This window comes from Parapedobacter sp. (genome assembly GCF_035556095.1).
GTDB lineage: Bacteria > Bacteroidota > Bacteroidia > Sphingobacteriales > Sphingobacteriaceae > Parapedobacter.
This window is the reverse complement of record NZ_DATMFT010000021.1, coordinates 202,880-220,154: the sequence shown is the minus strand read 5'-3', so window position 1 is coordinate 220,154 and position 17,275 is coordinate 202,880. Positions and strand designations below refer to the sequence as shown.

General features: G+C 49.0%; 11 protein-coding genes. All 11 read right to left on the bottom strand.

What is annotated here, in order from left to right:
• Nucleotides 1-20 precede the first annotated feature (20 nt).
• On the bottom strand, nt 21-578 hold the full coding sequence (locus tag VNQ80_RS11460) for a hypothetical protein (protein ID WP_325638644.1): 558 nt from the start codon (nt 576-578) through the stop codon (nt 21-23).
• Nucleotides 579-727: 149 nt separating this feature from the next.
• Nucleotides 728-2,419: a SusD/RagB family nutrient-binding outer membrane lipoprotein gene (locus VNQ80_RS11455; protein ID WP_325638642.1), complete on the bottom strand. Its 1,692-nt coding sequence runs from the start codon at nt 2,417-2,419 to the stop codon at nt 728-730.
• 20 nt (nt 2,420-2,439) lie between these two features.
• On the bottom strand, nt 2,440-5,763 hold the full coding sequence (locus VNQ80_RS11450) for a SusC/RagA family TonB-linked outer membrane protein (protein ID WP_325638640.1): 3,324 nt from the start codon (nt 5,761-5,763) through the stop codon (nt 2,440-2,442).
• Between the two features lie 88 nt (nt 5,764-5,851).
• Nucleotides 5,852-6,937 (bottom strand): acyltransferase family protein, encoded by a 1,086-nt coding sequence (locus VNQ80_RS11445; protein WP_325638638.1) that lies wholly within the window; start codon nt 6,935-6,937, stop codon nt 5,852-5,854.
• 253 nt (nt 6,938-7,190) lie between these two features.
• Nucleotides 7,191-9,431 (bottom strand): hypothetical protein, encoded by a 2,241-nt coding sequence (locus VNQ80_RS11440; protein ID WP_325638636.1) that lies wholly within the window; start codon nt 9,429-9,431, stop codon nt 7,191-7,193.
• 49 nt (nt 9,432-9,480) lie between these two features.
• Nucleotides 9,481-10,656 (bottom strand): sialidase family protein, encoded by a 1,176-nt coding sequence (locus VNQ80_RS11435; RefSeq protein ID WP_325638634.1) that lies wholly within the window; start codon nt 10,654-10,656, stop codon nt 9,481-9,483.
• A 24-nt stretch (nt 10,657-10,680) separates the two neighbouring features.
• A complete protein-coding gene (locus VNQ80_RS11430) occupies nt 10,681-12,462 on the bottom strand; it encodes a metallophosphoesterase family protein (protein ID WP_325638632.1) in 1,782 nt (593 codons plus the stop codon).
• A gap of 7 nt (nt 12,463-12,469) precedes the next feature.
• Nucleotides 12,470-13,351 carry a glycerophosphodiester phosphodiesterase family protein gene (locus VNQ80_RS11425; protein ID WP_325638630.1) on the bottom strand — a complete coding sequence of 294 codons (882 nt, stop codon included), beginning with the start codon at nt 13,349-13,351 and terminating at the stop codon, nt 12,470-12,472.
• 42 nt (nt 13,352-13,393) lie between these two features.
• Complete coding sequence (locus VNQ80_RS11420) at nt 13,394-14,797, bottom strand: PhoPQ-activated pathogenicity-related family protein (RefSeq protein WP_325638628.1); 1,404 nt, start codon at nt 14,795-14,797, stop codon at nt 13,394-13,396.
• Between the two features lie 98 nt (nt 14,798-14,895).
• Nucleotides 14,896-16,023 carry a sialidase family protein gene (locus VNQ80_RS11415; RefSeq protein WP_325638626.1) on the bottom strand — a complete coding sequence of 376 codons (1,128 nt, stop codon included), beginning with the start codon at nt 16,021-16,023 and terminating at the stop codon, nt 14,896-14,898.
• 21 nt (nt 16,024-16,044) lie between these two features.
• Nucleotides 16,045-17,238: an exo-alpha-sialidase gene (locus VNQ80_RS11410; protein WP_325638624.1), complete on the bottom strand. Its 1,194-nt coding sequence runs from the start codon at nt 17,236-17,238 to the stop codon at nt 16,045-16,047.
• Between the last annotated feature and the right edge of the window lie 37 nt (nt 17,239-17,275).

Genomic DNA, 17,275 nt, shown 5'->3' with positions numbered 1-17,275 from the left:
ATCGTCTAGTTTTTTAACTGCTACTGTTTTTCAAGCAACAAGTTGAGCGGTACATCCCCTAATCCGGGAAATTTAACGATCAACCCGACATTCATTTCCTTCTCGTACATTGAATTGACCCAATAGGGTGCCCTGACATCTGCAGACGGGTATAAAGCGATAACTGCCCCATATACCTCCAGTTCCCATTTCCCCGTTTTTCCGGCTTGTGGCATAATGAGATCCGTCGCTCCATCAATGCTGTATGCACCATCGGCCCCGAATGTGAAACTGTTGTTAACGGTTGCCAAAAAAGGATTTCCCCCCAGCAAAGCACTTAATAGGGCGTTGATCGAGGGATCGCTGATCATACTGCTACCCGCAATCAATGGTAGTTTTGTCCCATCAGGCAAGTTTACCGAGGTGGATACCCCCAATGTAATGTCCTGTTGTTTCCAATTCCCGATTAGCCAACCTTTCTTTATGGCGGTGTAGTCGCTTTCGGGATGCTCTTCTTTCGTGCACGAACCGAAGAAAAACAGGGGGCATAGGAACAACGTGGTTACCCAGGCCCTTTTGAGTGTTAAAATAGACTTCATTCTGTGTGACTTTTAATGATTTATCTGGTTTATTCCGATATGCCGTGCAAGGAACTACTTTCCCAACATTAACGGGTTTTAGGGCCCGTTTGAATCAACGGGCCCATAACCTCAACGCAATCATCATTTTTCAAAATTTAGGCAAACTGTTACCACGGTTTGCCTGTACCTTGTACAATCCACGGTTTCGACCACTGGCTGTTTGCCTGATTCGAATAGGCATTCTGTTCCAAACGATCGATCGCATCCTGCGAGTTCTTAATATTCGCGAAGACTTCTGCATCTCCGTAGATGAAACGTACGGGCAACACAGGCTGCGGGGAATTGGGGCCGGCTGTCAGTGCTGGCAACCCTGTCCTCCTGAAATCCATCCATGCTTCCGTGCTTCCCGTCCAACTGGCAATCCATTTCTGGGTCATGATTTGTTCCAATGCTATAGCGCTATTAAAACGCACGCCATCGCCAGCAATGAAGTTGCTATATTGGCCGTCTACTTTCCATGTCTGCAACGATTTCCGAATACCATCATAATAATGTGTTTCAGCATCGGCTCCTACCGCCCAACCCTTCAAAGCCGCTTCAGCAAAAATAAAGCTTACTTCCGCCGCCGAAATGATCCGAGCTTTTAACATATCTTGATCCGTATTGTAGCGATATAGGTCAGACATCTGGGAAACATGCTGGTTTTCCACCTCCTGGCCCGGCGTGGGGTTACCGTTGTGGTAGTCGGGCAGCCGAACACCCACGGGGACACCGACGTACAGGTTGGTGTTGAGGGTCGGATCATTAGCACCTTTCAACGCCGGGTTGAAATGGCGGGTAAACTTATGTCCGGCATCAATCTCCGCCTTTAAGGTGAGGTCCGGTAGCGAAACAACGGATAAGCGTTCGCCGTCTCGGCGAATGGCATTGTCCATATACTGCGTCAGCGAACCATCAGCCACCCACTGTACGTGAACGGGGGCCCACCAAACCGGGAGCCGAGGGTCATTTGTCGACAACAATTGATCCATCAGCGTCTCGGCCGGTTTCCGCCTTCTGAAGTTACTTCTCCCCGTGTCATCATTCATGAAATTGTAGGGCCAGCCGTTACTCGCCTGTGAGCCAACGAAACTGATGGTCGCATCATCAGCAGGTGTGTCGATGTACACACCGGAGCTGTACACCCTTTCGATGGTCGATTTCGCCAAGTCGGGCAGTTTCTCCGAAATCCGCATTGCGTACCGCAACGCCAGGCTGTTAGCAAACTTGTGCCATCTCGATGGGTCGCCGCCATAATAAGTATCATAGCCAGCCAGGTAGCCCGAGTTGTCGCCCGTTGCAAACAACTCGGCAGCTTGTTGCAGGTCGCTCAAAATACCGCGGTAGATAGTTTCCTGAGAGTCAAATACCGGTTCAAACAATCCCTCCTCCCCTTTCAGCGCATCGGTGTACGGTGCATCGCCCCATAAATCGGTAATCATTCCAAAAACAAATGCTTTCATCGTGTAAGCTACGCCTTGATGAAACACTTGGTTGCTTTTCATTAAATAGGCGTTATTCCGCAACATACCGTAATAGTTAGCCCAGTTTTCGGGACCCCATTCGTACGTGTTGATGCCTCCAAACCAACCGTCGTGTTGGATATGCTGCACCACTCCCGCCGTTACGTCCCAGCCTTTGCTTAGGTAATCCGTCGCCGCGGTGGCAAGGACGGTGGGCATAATCATGTTGGGGTTGCCCACAGCGGGGTCAACCACATTCGGATCGATATTCGTCTCCGTTAATTTATCACTGCATGATGCCAGGCTGACAACGACCAGTGCGATCAATATTCTATGCAATTTTTTTAGTGCGTCCATGATAGTGAATTTAATAGGGCCTACAAACTGACATTTAACTTAAAGCCAATAGGCATGGTCCATGGCAAAACATTATTCCATTCTATCCCTTGACGGAAGCCATCACCGTCCACCCGAAACGCCCGTTCGGGGTCGATACCGATTTTAGCTTTCGTCCAGATAATCAGATTCCGTGTATATACGGAAACATTGACATTACGGAGCCCACCGATCTTGGGGATCGAATAACCCAATGAAATTTCACGGATTTTAAAGAAATCCGCATCGAATGTCACCTGCTTATTATAGCTCCACGGGAACATATCCGTAATCCGAAGGAAATTGGTACCGTCCTCGCCGAGGTGTTCTACATAAGACCCGTCTTCCTGCTGGATAACGCCGGGGATAAACCCGCCATCCCATAGGCCGTCAGGAAGTTGGAAACCACCGGTCTCTTGCGTATGCCCGCCAACGCGCGGGAAATTTCCGTTTTTCGGAATGATATACCTTTCGGGATCCGACCGTAGCATTTCCGCCAACTCACTTGAATTGTATTTTCCGCCGGGTATCAGCATATCCAGCTGACGTTGTGATTTCCAATCGGATTCGCCATACCGGTAAGTCCACGACATGAATTGTCCACCAGATCGCCAATCGAAACTTGTGGTCAGATTAAATCGTTTGTAGCGCAGTGATAACTGCCCCCCCATCAAGAAATCGGGGTTCCAGTTACCCACTTTCTCCATCGCTGTTATCGTATTGTCTGCCTGCCATTCACCATTTTCGTCAAGGATGGGCCAGCCGTAAAACCGGTTGTTGGGATCGGTGACTTGCAGGTATCCGCGACTATATAGGTTGCCGATTTCCTCGCCTACCCAAGTATAGGCACCACCGTTGTTGTCTGACCAGAACTGATGGTATTGCAGGTCGCCGGTCAACGCATCAAGGGTTGTCCGGGTGCGGGACCAATTCAGGCTTACATCCATGTTCCAACCGTTACGGTCGCGGATTGGATTGGTAATCAACGCAAGTTCGAAGCCCCGGCTAGAAAGTAAACCGGCGTTTATTTTTGCGGCTACAAAACCGGAAGAAGGTGCCGTGTTCACATTCAATATCTGATTTCGATTCTCCGTGTAAAAATAGGTCCCCTCAAATTTAATCCGATTGTTGAACATCCAGAGATCCAATCCTGCTTCATATGAAGAAGATATCTCGGGTTTCAATTGGGGGTTTTTCAAGATGTCTTGGATATTGTTGGTAACCAAATCCCCCCAGCTGCCGATTCCCAGCGCATTGTATAACTCATACGGTCCGGTATCGTTACCCACCTGCGCAATACCGCCACGAAGTTTAAGCAACGAAACCTGCTCAGGCAGCTTAAACGTGTTATTCGCCAACCAACTCAAGGAAACCGATGGGTAAAAATACGATCGGTTTTCAATAGGCAATGTGCTCGACCAGTCGTTCCGGGCGGTGAGATCGAGATAGATTTTTTCCTGATAACCTATGGAAGCGGTACCCAACACACTGTATATCCGCTTCATGGAGGTATTATTCCAAGTAGAACGATTGCTTGTAGGGATATTCGATATCCGATACAACCCAGGGACGGAAAGCTCCGGTCCTCCCATCGACTGTATCTTATGCTGCTGGTACATGGAATTAACGCCTCCAGTAACCGATATATCGAAACCGCTGACAGCTTTCCGGTATGTGGCCAAGACATCCATATTGGTTTCTTGATTCACAAAGTCGTCCAGAAAATACCCACCCTTATTCATCCGCGAATAACTCCAGGGAATTTTGGTTTCTTGCGCTTCATTAAACATGTCGTGCGAAATCCTTCCGAACACAGTGAGCCCCGGTGCTATCGACCAATCGACCCGCACATTGCCATAGGCGTGGTCACGAGTAAAAGCATTGGTCAAGCCATAGGTGAGGAAATAAGGATTATCCATGCCTTCTGCCGGTCTACGCTGGCGAATATGCTCAGCCCCGTCTTGCCAATAGTCCTCCATATCATGAATATCAATTGCCGGCCAATTGTATGCCGCCATGAGCGGATTGGACCCGCGACCGGTGGCCGGGCGATTGGGGGATGACGACCTTAGAAAGTTGAGATTCGTGCTAACCCGAAGGTCGTGCCGGATTTGGAACTCTGCAACGGCGGATAAGGCATCCCGCTTTAAATCGGAATTAGGCACCATCCCGTTGTGTCGCATCATATCATAAGACACCCGGTAAGTTCCCAGCGCGTTCGAGCCTGCAACTGCCAGGTTGTTGACAGAAGTGACCCCAGTCTCCATGAAGTTTTTAACATTGTCTGGATAGGATTTCAAATCGATGGGAATTTTATTCCCGTTTTCATCGAGCGGACTCATAAAATGCGGTGCCTTTATGCCAACATCCAGTTGGGGGCCTCCCCAATACGCAGAGCCTTCACTATAGGTATCTCCGCCGCCGCTCATGTTTCCATTACCATATTTATAATGGTAATCGAGGAAGCGGTAAGGAACCTCAAAAACATTGCTCGTGGAGAAATGAACGCCCAGACCGTCGCTTTTCTTCCCGGCTTTCGTGGTAATCAGCACCACACCATTGCCGGCGCGCGACCCGTAGAGTGCCGCAGCGCTGGGTCCTTTCAATATCGATACACTTTCGATATTCTCCGGATTGATGTCTGAAATCACGTTCCCGTAGTCCACTTCATTGCGATCACCGCGGCTGCTGTTCGCGTTTTTCAAGGTATTCTGCATCGGAATGCCGTCTACCACAAATAACGGTTGATTGTCGGTACTCAACGACGTCGCACCCCGGATGACCATACTCACGGATGATCCCGGACCACCTGTTTGATTGATCGTTACACCCGGCACTCTCCCCGCAAGTGCATTCATCACATTTTCCTGCGGTACATTCACCATATCCTCCCCGGCTACCTTTCCTACCGCATATCCCAGCGATTTGGTTTCCCTTTCGATACCAAGGGCCGTTACCACGACCTCATCCAGTTGCTTCTCAGCCACAGCCAGCGAAACATCCACCACCGACCTGCTGCCTACCCGCACCTCCTGGCGTTCATAGCCAACATTAGAAAAAACCAACACCACATCCGCTCCGCTGACGCGAATTGCATAGGTGCCCGAAGCACTCGTACGGCTGGCAATAGCCGTTCCTTTCACGGAGACGCTTACATCTGCGAGGACGCTACCATCTTCGGCAGACCGGACGGTCCCGGTGATTTCCCGATCCTGCACACCCATATTTACCGACGGGTGTGAAGCGAAGCCAAGCCCACCGAATGCAAGGATAAAGCATAAGGATAGGGCCAGCTTTTTTTTCGTGTTAATAACATACGTTCTCATAATCTTCAGGTATAAATTAAAATCATCATATTGTATTTAATTAGCTATTAGTTAGTATTAGAACACAACCGGATTACAGCTGCCTCCATCAAATTTTTATAAATAATCGTTTCTTATATAAAATATAGCTAGGTAGATAAGTCAACAAGCAAATGGTTATTGCCCAAATCAGCGATGCCATTTTCGCACCTTCCCCATGCTCCACGACATGCGTAACATACCAATCATTCAATGGGCCTAAAAACTCAGGCAATAGGCTCCCGATAACGTAAGCCGTAATCGCATTGGCTCCGAACACGATGCCAATTTTTGCCCATACAGTATATCCCAGCACCTCCATAACGAAGAAAAGCGACGCAAATATCATGGAAGCCAATCCCGAGGTATATAACACGTATGAACTTGTCCAGAGGTTTTTGTTGATGGGGAACACCCATCCCCAAGCAAATCCAAGCAAGAAAGCTGATAGTCCAGCCAGGTAAAGCCAAATCACTTTCCGTTCGTACGACACCCTATCAATAGCCAAAAGCTTTCCGACCAGCATGCCCGACAGGCCGGTGACTACGGCTGGAAAGGTACTGAGGAGACCCTCAGGATCCCATGTGCCCTGCCACATTTTGCCGGGTATAAGCAAACTGTCTATCCAAGCGGCAAGGTTCCTGCCGGGCTCCAGTATACCATTGCCCACTCCGGGCACAGGCACGGCGATCAATACTATCCAATACAGCAAGAGTAAAGCCCCGCCAATCACGGCCTGTTGTTTCCAGTTAGTGTATAAGAACAACAACGCACATACCAAAAAAACGACGGCAATCCGCTGTAACACGCCGGGAATCCGAATTTCCGCGAAATTGAAATCTGGAAACAACCCCAAGAAAATACCAATAAGAAAGATAAGGGCGGCTCGTTTCAAGGTTTTGGCCACCAGCGTGGCCTTCGGGCGGCCCCCGTCCAATAGCTTACCGTAGGAAAGTGTGATGGATATCCCCACGATAAAGATAAAAAACGGAAAAATGCAATCGGTAGGTGTAATGCCGTGCCAAGAAGCATGTAGAAGCGGGGCGTATACGTGATCCCATGAACCCGGTGTGTTTACAATAATCATTGCCGCTACGGTAAACCCCCGGAAAGCATCTAAGGAAAGCAAACGCCGAATCCCATTCTTTTGTGTCATTGGTATCGTTTTGTTAATAATCGGTTAGTGTCTGAACATCTACGCTTCGTTATTGTTGAAAAGCATTATCATGATTCAACTACTCAAAAATAGACGAAGTATGCCTACTTTCTTTATACAATATTATCATTTGCATAGCGCATTTTAGCATCTTGCGAAGAACCAAATAGCTGATTTACAGAATGAAAAAAGGATTACTCGTACGTAATCCTTATATTAACAAATGATGAAATTGTATGGAGCTTCCCGGCGATTATTCACTTATCGGAGCTTCGATAACGCCAAGGTACCTACCCATCCAATACGGAAATAGCCAGATATCACCCGCGCTGTTTTCACCAGTACCATTACTACCCCCGTCCAGTGTGAAACGGTTGGCATTGTGGCGAGATATCTTAAGTTCGTCAGGAGGTAATACCGTTGCGATGGTCTGCCTTCGGAAATTGGGGGTTAGGTGTTCGATGTCTTTTCGATGGCTGTTGGTAACGGTCCATTGGATCAGATCGAGCGGATATTCTTTCAAATACCATATCGCCTCATCCAAATCGATGTCATCGGTACCGGTAATGGCCGTAAAAATATTCCACGCCCCCTCTTTTTCCGGTCTTTCTGCCTCCCAATGATCACGGATTGCTACGCCGTATTTTGCTTTAAGTGTATCATTGAACGCGTACCGATATAACCCCCAATAACCCGCAAAATACATCTCGTCATCCGAATGGTTCCATGCGCTGGAAAGCATCTGGCTCCAGTCGTCGGCGCCTTCCGGTGCCTTTCCGATTTCGACCATCGGGCGCAGGAGGTTTTCCAAGTAACCATGGTTGTCGATCAGGTCGAAAGCGGTTTCCTTATAAATGGCCTTGCCCGTAAAATGATAGGCTGTCTGCAGCATGCCGATGATATTCGACGAGTTTAGTTTGCGGTCCCCGACGTTGGTGGGAAATTCGTTTACATAGGCCGGGTTCCATTTTCCCCACAGTGTGGGCTGACCATCGTAATCCACCAGATAGAGGTTGTTTTTCACGATATGCCCCATCAATGTATCAATAAGCCGGATAGCTTTTTCCCGCGTTTCTTGATGATCCACCAGCTCCGCCACCACGCCAAAGGCGAAGATATGCCCGATGGCCTCATCGCTGCTCGTAGTCGCTTTCCAGTACCAATCAGATTCGGCCGCAAGTTGCCAGCGCTCAGGATCGGAAAGCACGTTTCGCGTATCGCCCATTCCACGCCGTTCGAAAGAACGTGCCGGAAAGCCGGCTACCGGATTGATATCGTATAATCGGCTCATTGCATCCAGCGACTCCATGCAATAATCCAGCGCCTGTTGTTCACCCGTAGTCGCGTAACGGAATGCTTCCGCCGCCAAGTATAACGAAGTCCACAATCCATCATTGTCGGAATCCCCTAAATATCCAGTACTTAAATCCCCGCTTTTCATGCCTACGAGTGTCGCATTGAACCCATTCCGGATATGCCTATCACGCACCTGCCGTTCATAGTATGTCGCTTTGTCATGCAATGTCATTTCTTTGAAACAGATCTGACCAAGCCCACCGTCGGTCAATAGCAGCACCGAGGAGTCGTGCCCCATTGCGATATCGACAACGTGGTCACTTGGTAACCAACGCTGGCTCGCGTAGTAAGCAATATCACCTCCTTGACGAACTACGAAAGCCCCTTTAGGTGTGCCGAACCATGGAGCGTCGTCAATCACTTTCACTGCTGTGATTTCGGTCCACGGAACCTTCCTTTGGATCTCTCCAACCACTTTACCGTGCCCCAAATCAAAACGGAAGTAACCGTCGGAAGTACCCACGACCAATTGGTTGTGACGTGCATCAACATCGAATGACGTCAAGCCTTCATCTCCGTGGATTTTCTCCAACGCATGCGTAGTGGTGGTAAACTGGTAAACGGCGTCTGGAGCAAGTAAAAAGAAACGTTCCTGATCTTTCGGATGATTGACCAATTGCGTGACCGCCTTTCCCGAAACCTGGCCTTTCCATGTTACCGCGCTACCCTGAATGAAATGTACAGTAATCCCGTCGGTCACCAGGAATTCCTGCACTTCGTTGGCAGCAAAGACCGTGGGTTTTTCCAACTGGTGCTCGACGAACAATCTTCCCGACCACGCATTGCTAAAGACAACGTGTTTATCGAGGTAAACGAACTCACCGTTGCAAAGCGCTATATCCACGATTGCTTTCACCGACATAAACCGGTAGGTGTTGTCGGTCACTACACTACCTGGGTGCAAAAACTGCCCGCCGCGTAAGTGTTTAAGCCCATCGGATGCCAACAACTGTACTTTTCCATCACGATTAGCCTTTACCCTATATAGCTGCGCGCCATCTCCATCAAAATCATATTTCACACTGTAATCCTGCATAAAAATGCTATCAGCGTAAGCCGTACCCTTGCCATGTTTCGGCTTGTCGCATGCATACATTCCAAATGCGAACAAACATAGGACTAGTAAATTAGGTCTCATTTTTTCATCATTAAGTTATTACAAAAAATACTGTCGGTCCGATAACCCCCTAAGGTTTTACCACAACATATTTAATCGCTTTCCGATTGTCATTCAGGTGAAACGAGTAGGTCATATGGAGCCGGCCATCTTGTCCTTGGATTAGTGAAGGATAAGAATACCTACCCAATTTTGTCATATCATATTCTATGGGATGTTTCACGGACCACGTCTTTCCTTCATCGTCTGACATGTAAAGGCTCAACCGATACCGCCCGTCATCCACATCATTACCCAGCATCGCCCACCTACCATCCGCCAGTACCGATACGTCCACACTCGCGCCATTGGGAATAGCTGTTTTGCGGGCTGCTGTCCAACTCATTCCACCATCATAAGACTCGCTCACTTGCACCCGCGTCGGCGCATCACCGGAGTCTCGCATGTATGCGACCATACTGCCATCCTTTCGCTGAGCCAACGCCGGTTGAATGGGGCCTCTTCCGACAATCGGCAAACTGGGCAACCAAGAGCTCCCCCCATCATCCGAAATCGCAACCATGGAGAAATTGAAGCCATCCGAATAGAGAGGCAATAAAATTCGGCCATCTGTGGTTACAAGCGGTTTAATGCGGCTCATCCATCCGGCACTCCGCTTTGTGGCATCGGTGCTGGCATCCATGATCATGTTGTCGTACCTAGGAGCATACTCAGACCAGCCACTATGTGTAGGCGGAAGTTCTTTGAACGCTGCAGCGACCCTTTCCGCAAATTCCTCACCGGGTTTAAGAAGTATATTATCCTGCCATTCCCATGTCGGCGCTCCCTTGCCTGCATAGGTTATTGTGGATCGTACACGCAGTATGGAGTGTTCCCATTTGTTAGCCTGTACAGCAATCCAAACCAAGAAAAGCTTATTTTTCACCATAAACAGAACCGGGTTGCAATCCGGCAGGTGCGGCGTATCCGCCAATTCAAATGGCTCGCTCCACTTCCCACTTCCCTTGTTTTTGCGGGCCCCCATGATCCGCACATCGTCTGCCGTACGCTCTCCACTTCCCTGAAACCACGCCAACAGCAAGTCGCCATCAGGCAATTCCACTACGCTGCTCCCGTGCACATGCTGGGCTTGCAGCGGGAATACCAATACCGAATCAACTACCGCTACTTTTGTATCGGCCACCTGCCCATTCGCTAACACCAAACCGGCAATCAAGGAAGAAAATGTCAATGCTAGTGTTTTCATCGTTTAATTCAGTTTTGCAATCGATTATTTATGGATACTAAAACGATCCCGCACACTACCCGTCGAATCGAGGCATACATAGTCCAGCTCACGATCCTTGATTTGGATATGCTGATATAGATAGCCTTCATTTATGCGTTTTGCCGCGTAAGGCTCCATGTTACCAGATTCGTTCTTTCCCTTGGTTCCAACCGACATGACGTACGTCGTGCCATCGGTCTTTTTTGGCTGAGGTTTTCCTTCCTTTAATGGATCCGTTCGCAGGTAATAATGAAAATGCCCATTCATCACCATATCCACTTGGTATTTATCAAACAGCGGCACCCAGTTACTGACGATATCGGGATACGGTTCCTCCGACGTGTAAGGCGGAAAGTGGAATACAACAAATTTCCAGACTGCATCTGTTGCCTCCAATTGACGGGCAATCCAATCCCTTTGCTCTGCAGCCGGGAAACTGACCACATCGATCATGAGGAATAAGGCGTTCTCATACCGAAAGGCATACGTAAGGCCCGGTGGAAGGCCCGGCGGGCCGTTTTTGGGATAGGTCAACAAGTTTTGATAAAGCGACGCGCCAAGTCCGTCCTGGCTGTCGTGGTTACCAGGTACAGCCATCAGCGGCACTTGACTGAACACGCCGTTTGAATATCCAAAAAAAGCATCCCAATCGTCTTTGTGCAAACCCGTATTGACTACATCGCCCGCAATGATGTAGAATGCGGTGTTTGGGTACCGCACGGAGGCGCGCCGCAATAAGGCACCCCAATTTTTATCGTTGTGCACATCTCCAAACCATGTAAACGCAAACTGATTATCCGCATTTGCAGTTTTGAAAGTTAGCGTATCAGATACCGCATCGTCGTGGCCCACCAAATAAGTGTAGGTCATGCCTGGCACCAACCCTTCCAATGTTACCGTGAAACGGCTGGTGTATCGATCATTCTGCAATTGTCGGTCTTCCAATAGCTGGCGTTCAGCCTCCATGGTGGTGGTATCGGCTGTACTCGCAGCCCAATACTTTATCCACGAATGGCTTACCGTGCGATCGCAGCGCCACTGTACGACTGCCCCGGTCGCAGGATCTTCGGGCAGCGTAATTGTAATCTGGTCAGGTACGATTCCCGATGGGAAATCGGTATATCGAAAGCCTCCCACCACATGGGCCTCCCGGGCGCGCCCACGTATGGTAGGTAACAATTTTTGGCCACGCAATTCATTGGGAACCGTTGTCAGTACCAGACCATCCCAATCCAAATAAGTGAACGCACCGGTGTCCAGTACACTGATCATCTGCTCATGCGGGAAAAGCGGGCGTATTTTCAAGATATCGTTGGGATTTACCGGAGTAACACCGACGAAGTAGACTGGGCGGTGCTTGTCGAATCCGTTAATGCCTAGTTCCACCTCACCTGCTGCAAATTCCTTTTGCCACACTTCATAGGTGTACAGTTCATTGCGTACCACGAGTTCGGTTTTATTGAACCCTTGATCGGCCAGCCAGAACGGCGTCTCCCTTTGTGCGCTATCTCGCATCACGGATACCACGGCGGAGACATTCACTTCGAACTTCCAATACGTAGTTGCGAGGATCTTTTTCTCTTTTGGCGAAATAAATCCCAGTATGAAGGCACTGCTGATGGTATCCAGTTCCGCCGGAGTCAATTGGTCATACAATCGTGTAACCACATCGCTCATTACGCCCGCCACAGAATCGCGATGCGGATCCTGTACCGGGACACAACCCGTTATACCCACAGTTATTATTATCGCCAAAAACCACGAGAAACGACAGATCCAATGCATATTTGATTCAATTGGTTTGTTGTGATTCCGATTCGAACTTTTCCCGTATAAATTCAACCATCTTCTCGGGAAAATCCGTTTGCACAACGTTGATGTACTGCATCCGCTCAAATAGCTTTGCGTACCCCCTTTGACCGGCTGCTTCCTCTTTATCCGGTGTACCCAATGCATTTGCCCAAATGCGTATCTTACTACGCTGGGCAATATCGCTAAACAAGCTATCACTGTAGTAAGAAGCGTCGATATGGACGATATCGGTAAGACCAGATGTTATGATTTCATTCAATTGTTCCACATCGTATGCGCGGGGCATGATTTTGATACGTGGATCGTAAGCATGCAACGCCGCCATTTCAGTATAGTCATATAGGAAAAAAATAACATGGTCCGTAACGTCTAGCTCAGCAATCTGTTGATAAACATCAAATCGCGCCTGCATACCGTCTGCCTTGAAATCAATATCCATGAGTATCCTGCCTTTTGCACGCAATAGTGCTTCCTCCAGTGTGGGTATGTGATAAGCAGTCGCTTCGCCATGATAGGTCAGCCTGATTTGCTTTAGTTCTTCGTAAGTTTTGTCTTTAATTTCACCCGTTCCGGTTGTGGTGCGGTCTATGGTTTTGTCATGCATCAAAACGAACACACCATCCTTGGTTTGCCTCACATCCAATTCTACGATATGTGCGTCTGCCTCGATGGCCTTATCGATCGATGCCAACGAGTTTTCGGGAACGGAAAGGTGTGCTCCGCGGTGTGCGGCTACCAATACCGTTTTTGGCTCGTGGTGATAACGCTGCCAAATATGGTCTACCCGTGTTCGTTGTACCGTGCAAGAAACCGCCGTGACCAACAATATTAGGTAAGTAAATAACCCGATTCCCGGTTTCATCTGTCTCAAATTTGGCCTATGCACACGATGCAAATGGGTTAACTAGTGAATGAAAAATGACTTACTATCGCCGACAAAAACCCGTGTACTTTGGGTGTAAAGTTCGTTATTGGCATCGCGATATTTCAAGTCAACGTAAAACGCCTTATAACCCGATTGGGGTAAGGCTGCTGTAACCTTGAACTTCCGCTTATGTGCAATCTGTAAATCCTCGCTCACCCAGGTTTCATCTCGGAAATCCTGGTCTTCCGAAACTGCACTCCACAAAACCGCGCCTTCCAACCTCGGTTTTGTAGCCTTGATGTTCAATTTCAGTTTCCCGTTACTTTCAATCGCTTTGTAATCGGTGGCCGGGTAGGGTTTTTCCTGTAGGGTAAACCCCCAGAAGGACGAAAGAGCTTGGAAAGCCTGCTTCTTGTCACCAAGACCATGTCCTTCATTGGGCACGTAATGAATGTAATCCGGTCCAGGAATGCTGTCGATGTAATGTTTCACGGCATCGATTACCCAATATTGGTCATTGGTGCCCATAAAAAGCATTTTTGGCTTATTGAGCAACTGCCGGTAGGCATAGGGGTCGATCATCTGAGCGAGTGTTCGGCCGCGGTCGCTTTCAATATCCTGTACAAGACCAAGCGCTACATAATCTTGTATCTGCGGACTATACGTCTTCCACACTTCGACTTGGTAATTAAGATTCACCGGCATGTTGAGGATGTCAATGACCATCGGCGCGAACGCTTCCACCCGGGCGTCCTGTGAAGCGGTCAGCCAAGTTGTCCAGCCACGTTTGGATAAACCCGATACGACAAACCGCTCAATGAGAGTCGAAGAACGGCTTTCAGCAATCTCTTGCATCGCATCCATCGCGCGCACCGCGCTTTTTACCATTGGAAACAGCAAGGGCCACGTATAATCACCATCCTGTTGGAATTGATGCAACGTGTATGATATCAGCTCGTCTTCAACCAAACCATTGTAAAGTGGTTGATTGGGGACCTGCCGGAGTACAGCAGCCACGGCTCGGTTTGCCACAGCAATTCCGGCGATATCCTGTATGAGGCCATCCTCCGCAAGATTATGCCACTCGGGCATGGCAGGATTGTCTTTCTGCATACGACCGCTGCTCACAAACAACAAACCACCATCATAGGCTACTTCCTTGGGCACGATTACGTTGAGTTGATGTGCCCACGTATGTTCCCGCCAGCGCTGGGACGTAAGCAACACCTGGAAAATCGTTCCCTGATCGGACACCAAACTATCCCTGATTTCCCATTTGTAAGAAGTGTCACCATTCTCGAGGTAACGTTGTAACGCAGTTGCTGGTGTCACCGGTGAACTTCCTTGGGCAAAAGCCGTGCTCTGGCATAAAATAGCCAGCCAAACGACCAACCATAGCCGGCTGGCGCTGATTCTACTTCTATTCGTTTTAAACTTAGTCATTGTCAATAAAGTATAACAACTCATGCCATCGGATGCTAATTAAGCGATCTCTTGTTAATGGTTGTTTAATTCGACACTATCATTTAAAATAATTGATGTTAAAGCTCCTTTGGATCGATAATTACATGCTTTACCGATTGCCTATCATAGGTATAAGTCACGTGAACCAACCCATCGGACGACTGGATAACAGCAGGATACGCGTAACCATCTTCAATGGGCTCATTCTCCAGCGTCATCACGGGTTCCCACGTACTCCCATCTTTTGATAATGCAATATTCAGGATATTCCTTCCCTTGGGCTCCTCACCTTGCTTTGTGGAATGGTTGTACACCAGCAATTGCCGTCCATCACTTAAAGTCACGGCATCGGTCCCGGAATTCGGGTTGGGCAACGCCATCGCAGACATTTCGCTCCACGTCTGTCCTTGATCTTCAGACCAGCTTTGCGCCAACACATCCTGGCGGCTACGGCAAATTACCTGCAATTTCCCATCCGGGTAGGTTAGGATGCTCGGTTGGATGGCGTCAAACTCCACCCCATCGTTAATCGGCCCTACTACGTCCCATGTTTGCCCAAGGTCTTTGCTGATTTCAAAGTAAACGCGCCAATCTTGGTCTTCACCATCGCCCTTCGGGTATTCGATACTCGTCGGATTTATGATTGTTCCATTGGCCAATTGGATCGGCTTGTTTTTGATGGGGCCAAGCAGATGGCCCACCTTGGCATCCTCGCCCAATTTGCGGGGCTCCGACCACGTTTTTCCATAATCTTTCGATGTCATCACCATGCCCCACCAGGTTTGTGGGCTGGGTCCTACTTTGTAAAACAGCATAAGATCACCACCCTCGGGTTGAAACAGGACGGGATTCCAACAGGGGTATCTCAACGTATCGTTCTGTACACCGTCTACCACCTCTTCTGGCCATGCCCATTGGCCTTCCACCATACGGGATACCCAAATGCCCACATCGGGATGGCTTTCGTATGTACCTGCAAAAAAAGCTACAACTAAGCCGTCTGGCGTTTCGACTAGGGTCGATGCATGGCATTCCGGAGTAGGTTTGTTGTCCAATGGGTAAAGGAGTTCGCCGCTTACAAAACCAGCGGTAGTAGCATCTGCTTTTGGTGGCAAGTCTAATCGTTCTGCAGCCCGATCGGGCGGGGAACACTTCAGGCAAAAGATGGCGAGAACGGATAAAAAAAACCTTGCTTGCTTCTTCATGGCTATCTGTTTTGTATACGTTTACAATGTTCGTTTTGCTTTTTCACGGAACCCTCCAATACGGTGGAATGTCAGGAAGTTTGCATCGTGGTTGTTGTTGGCGACTTCCGCTCCGTCGGAATAGGCTGTCCGGCTCACCATGATGATGTCTTCGCCTTCGACAAGCCAGTCGACGTATTGGAAACCGTGATTAATCACATCAGGATGCTGTAAGACCAGCTCATGGATTTGCCAACTGCGCAAATCGACCGAACTCATCAATACCAGTGTATTCCGGAAACTGGCAGCGTTTCTTTTCGGGTACTGTTTACGGAACTCTTCGGGAATGCTATTGCTCAGTGTCCAGTAGCGGCCGGACCTTTCATCAAACCGGATCGCAAACTTTTTACTGCCTCCGGGGAATGGTATAAATCCGGTGCCCGGATCGAACGAAGCTTCCTTTCCGTCGGCACTTATGCTCACCAATGCGGCCTTCTCTTCGTGCGTAGTGCGGTCGTCCACCCGAAGGATGTCCACCATTCCGCCATCTGGTGTCACAACGGCATTTCCTTCCAACCAACCAGTGAAATTCCCATTCAGGTAAGTCGAGTCATAAAGTAATGAATTGCTGGTGGTCCAACTACTGGCTTTCAACAGATCGGCGTCGACAGGCGCCGACATCATCATAGCACCATAGCGCTTGCCCCACTCCAGTATGGGGCCGTGGGCGGTTTCCATCCCGCGCCATAAGCGCCCGTTGTGTTCGATTACCGGCATGGGCGCACAGTGGAACATCCCTTTCAGCAACAGTCCGTTCGCTGTACCGGTTGGATCGGTCCATGTCGCCCCACCATCTTCCGAACGGCGGATTAGTACCGTGCCGTGGTGCCGATCGGGGCCAAGCAGGTACAGCACACCGCGATGGGTGAATAAGCTAGACCAAAATGCACCTTGGATTTCGCTGATCCGCCGCCATGTCTTTCCCTTATCGGATGAGCGGTAGACGTGCGTCACGGCTTGGACAAACTCCGAACTTTCAGGCCCGAAAAGGTCATGGGAAGCGACGTAATTGCCATTCGGTAAAATAGCGATACTCGGCGAACCGATATACTGCTGGGTTGAAGCGGGTTGATGGGCCACAATGGTCCCATTCAGATTCGACAACATCTTGTCTTGCGAAATGGACGGAACAATCCACCCGAAATTCATCAACAATAGCCACAAAAATCTTTTCATAATCCTATCCATTGGTCCAGCTTCAAAAATATCAACT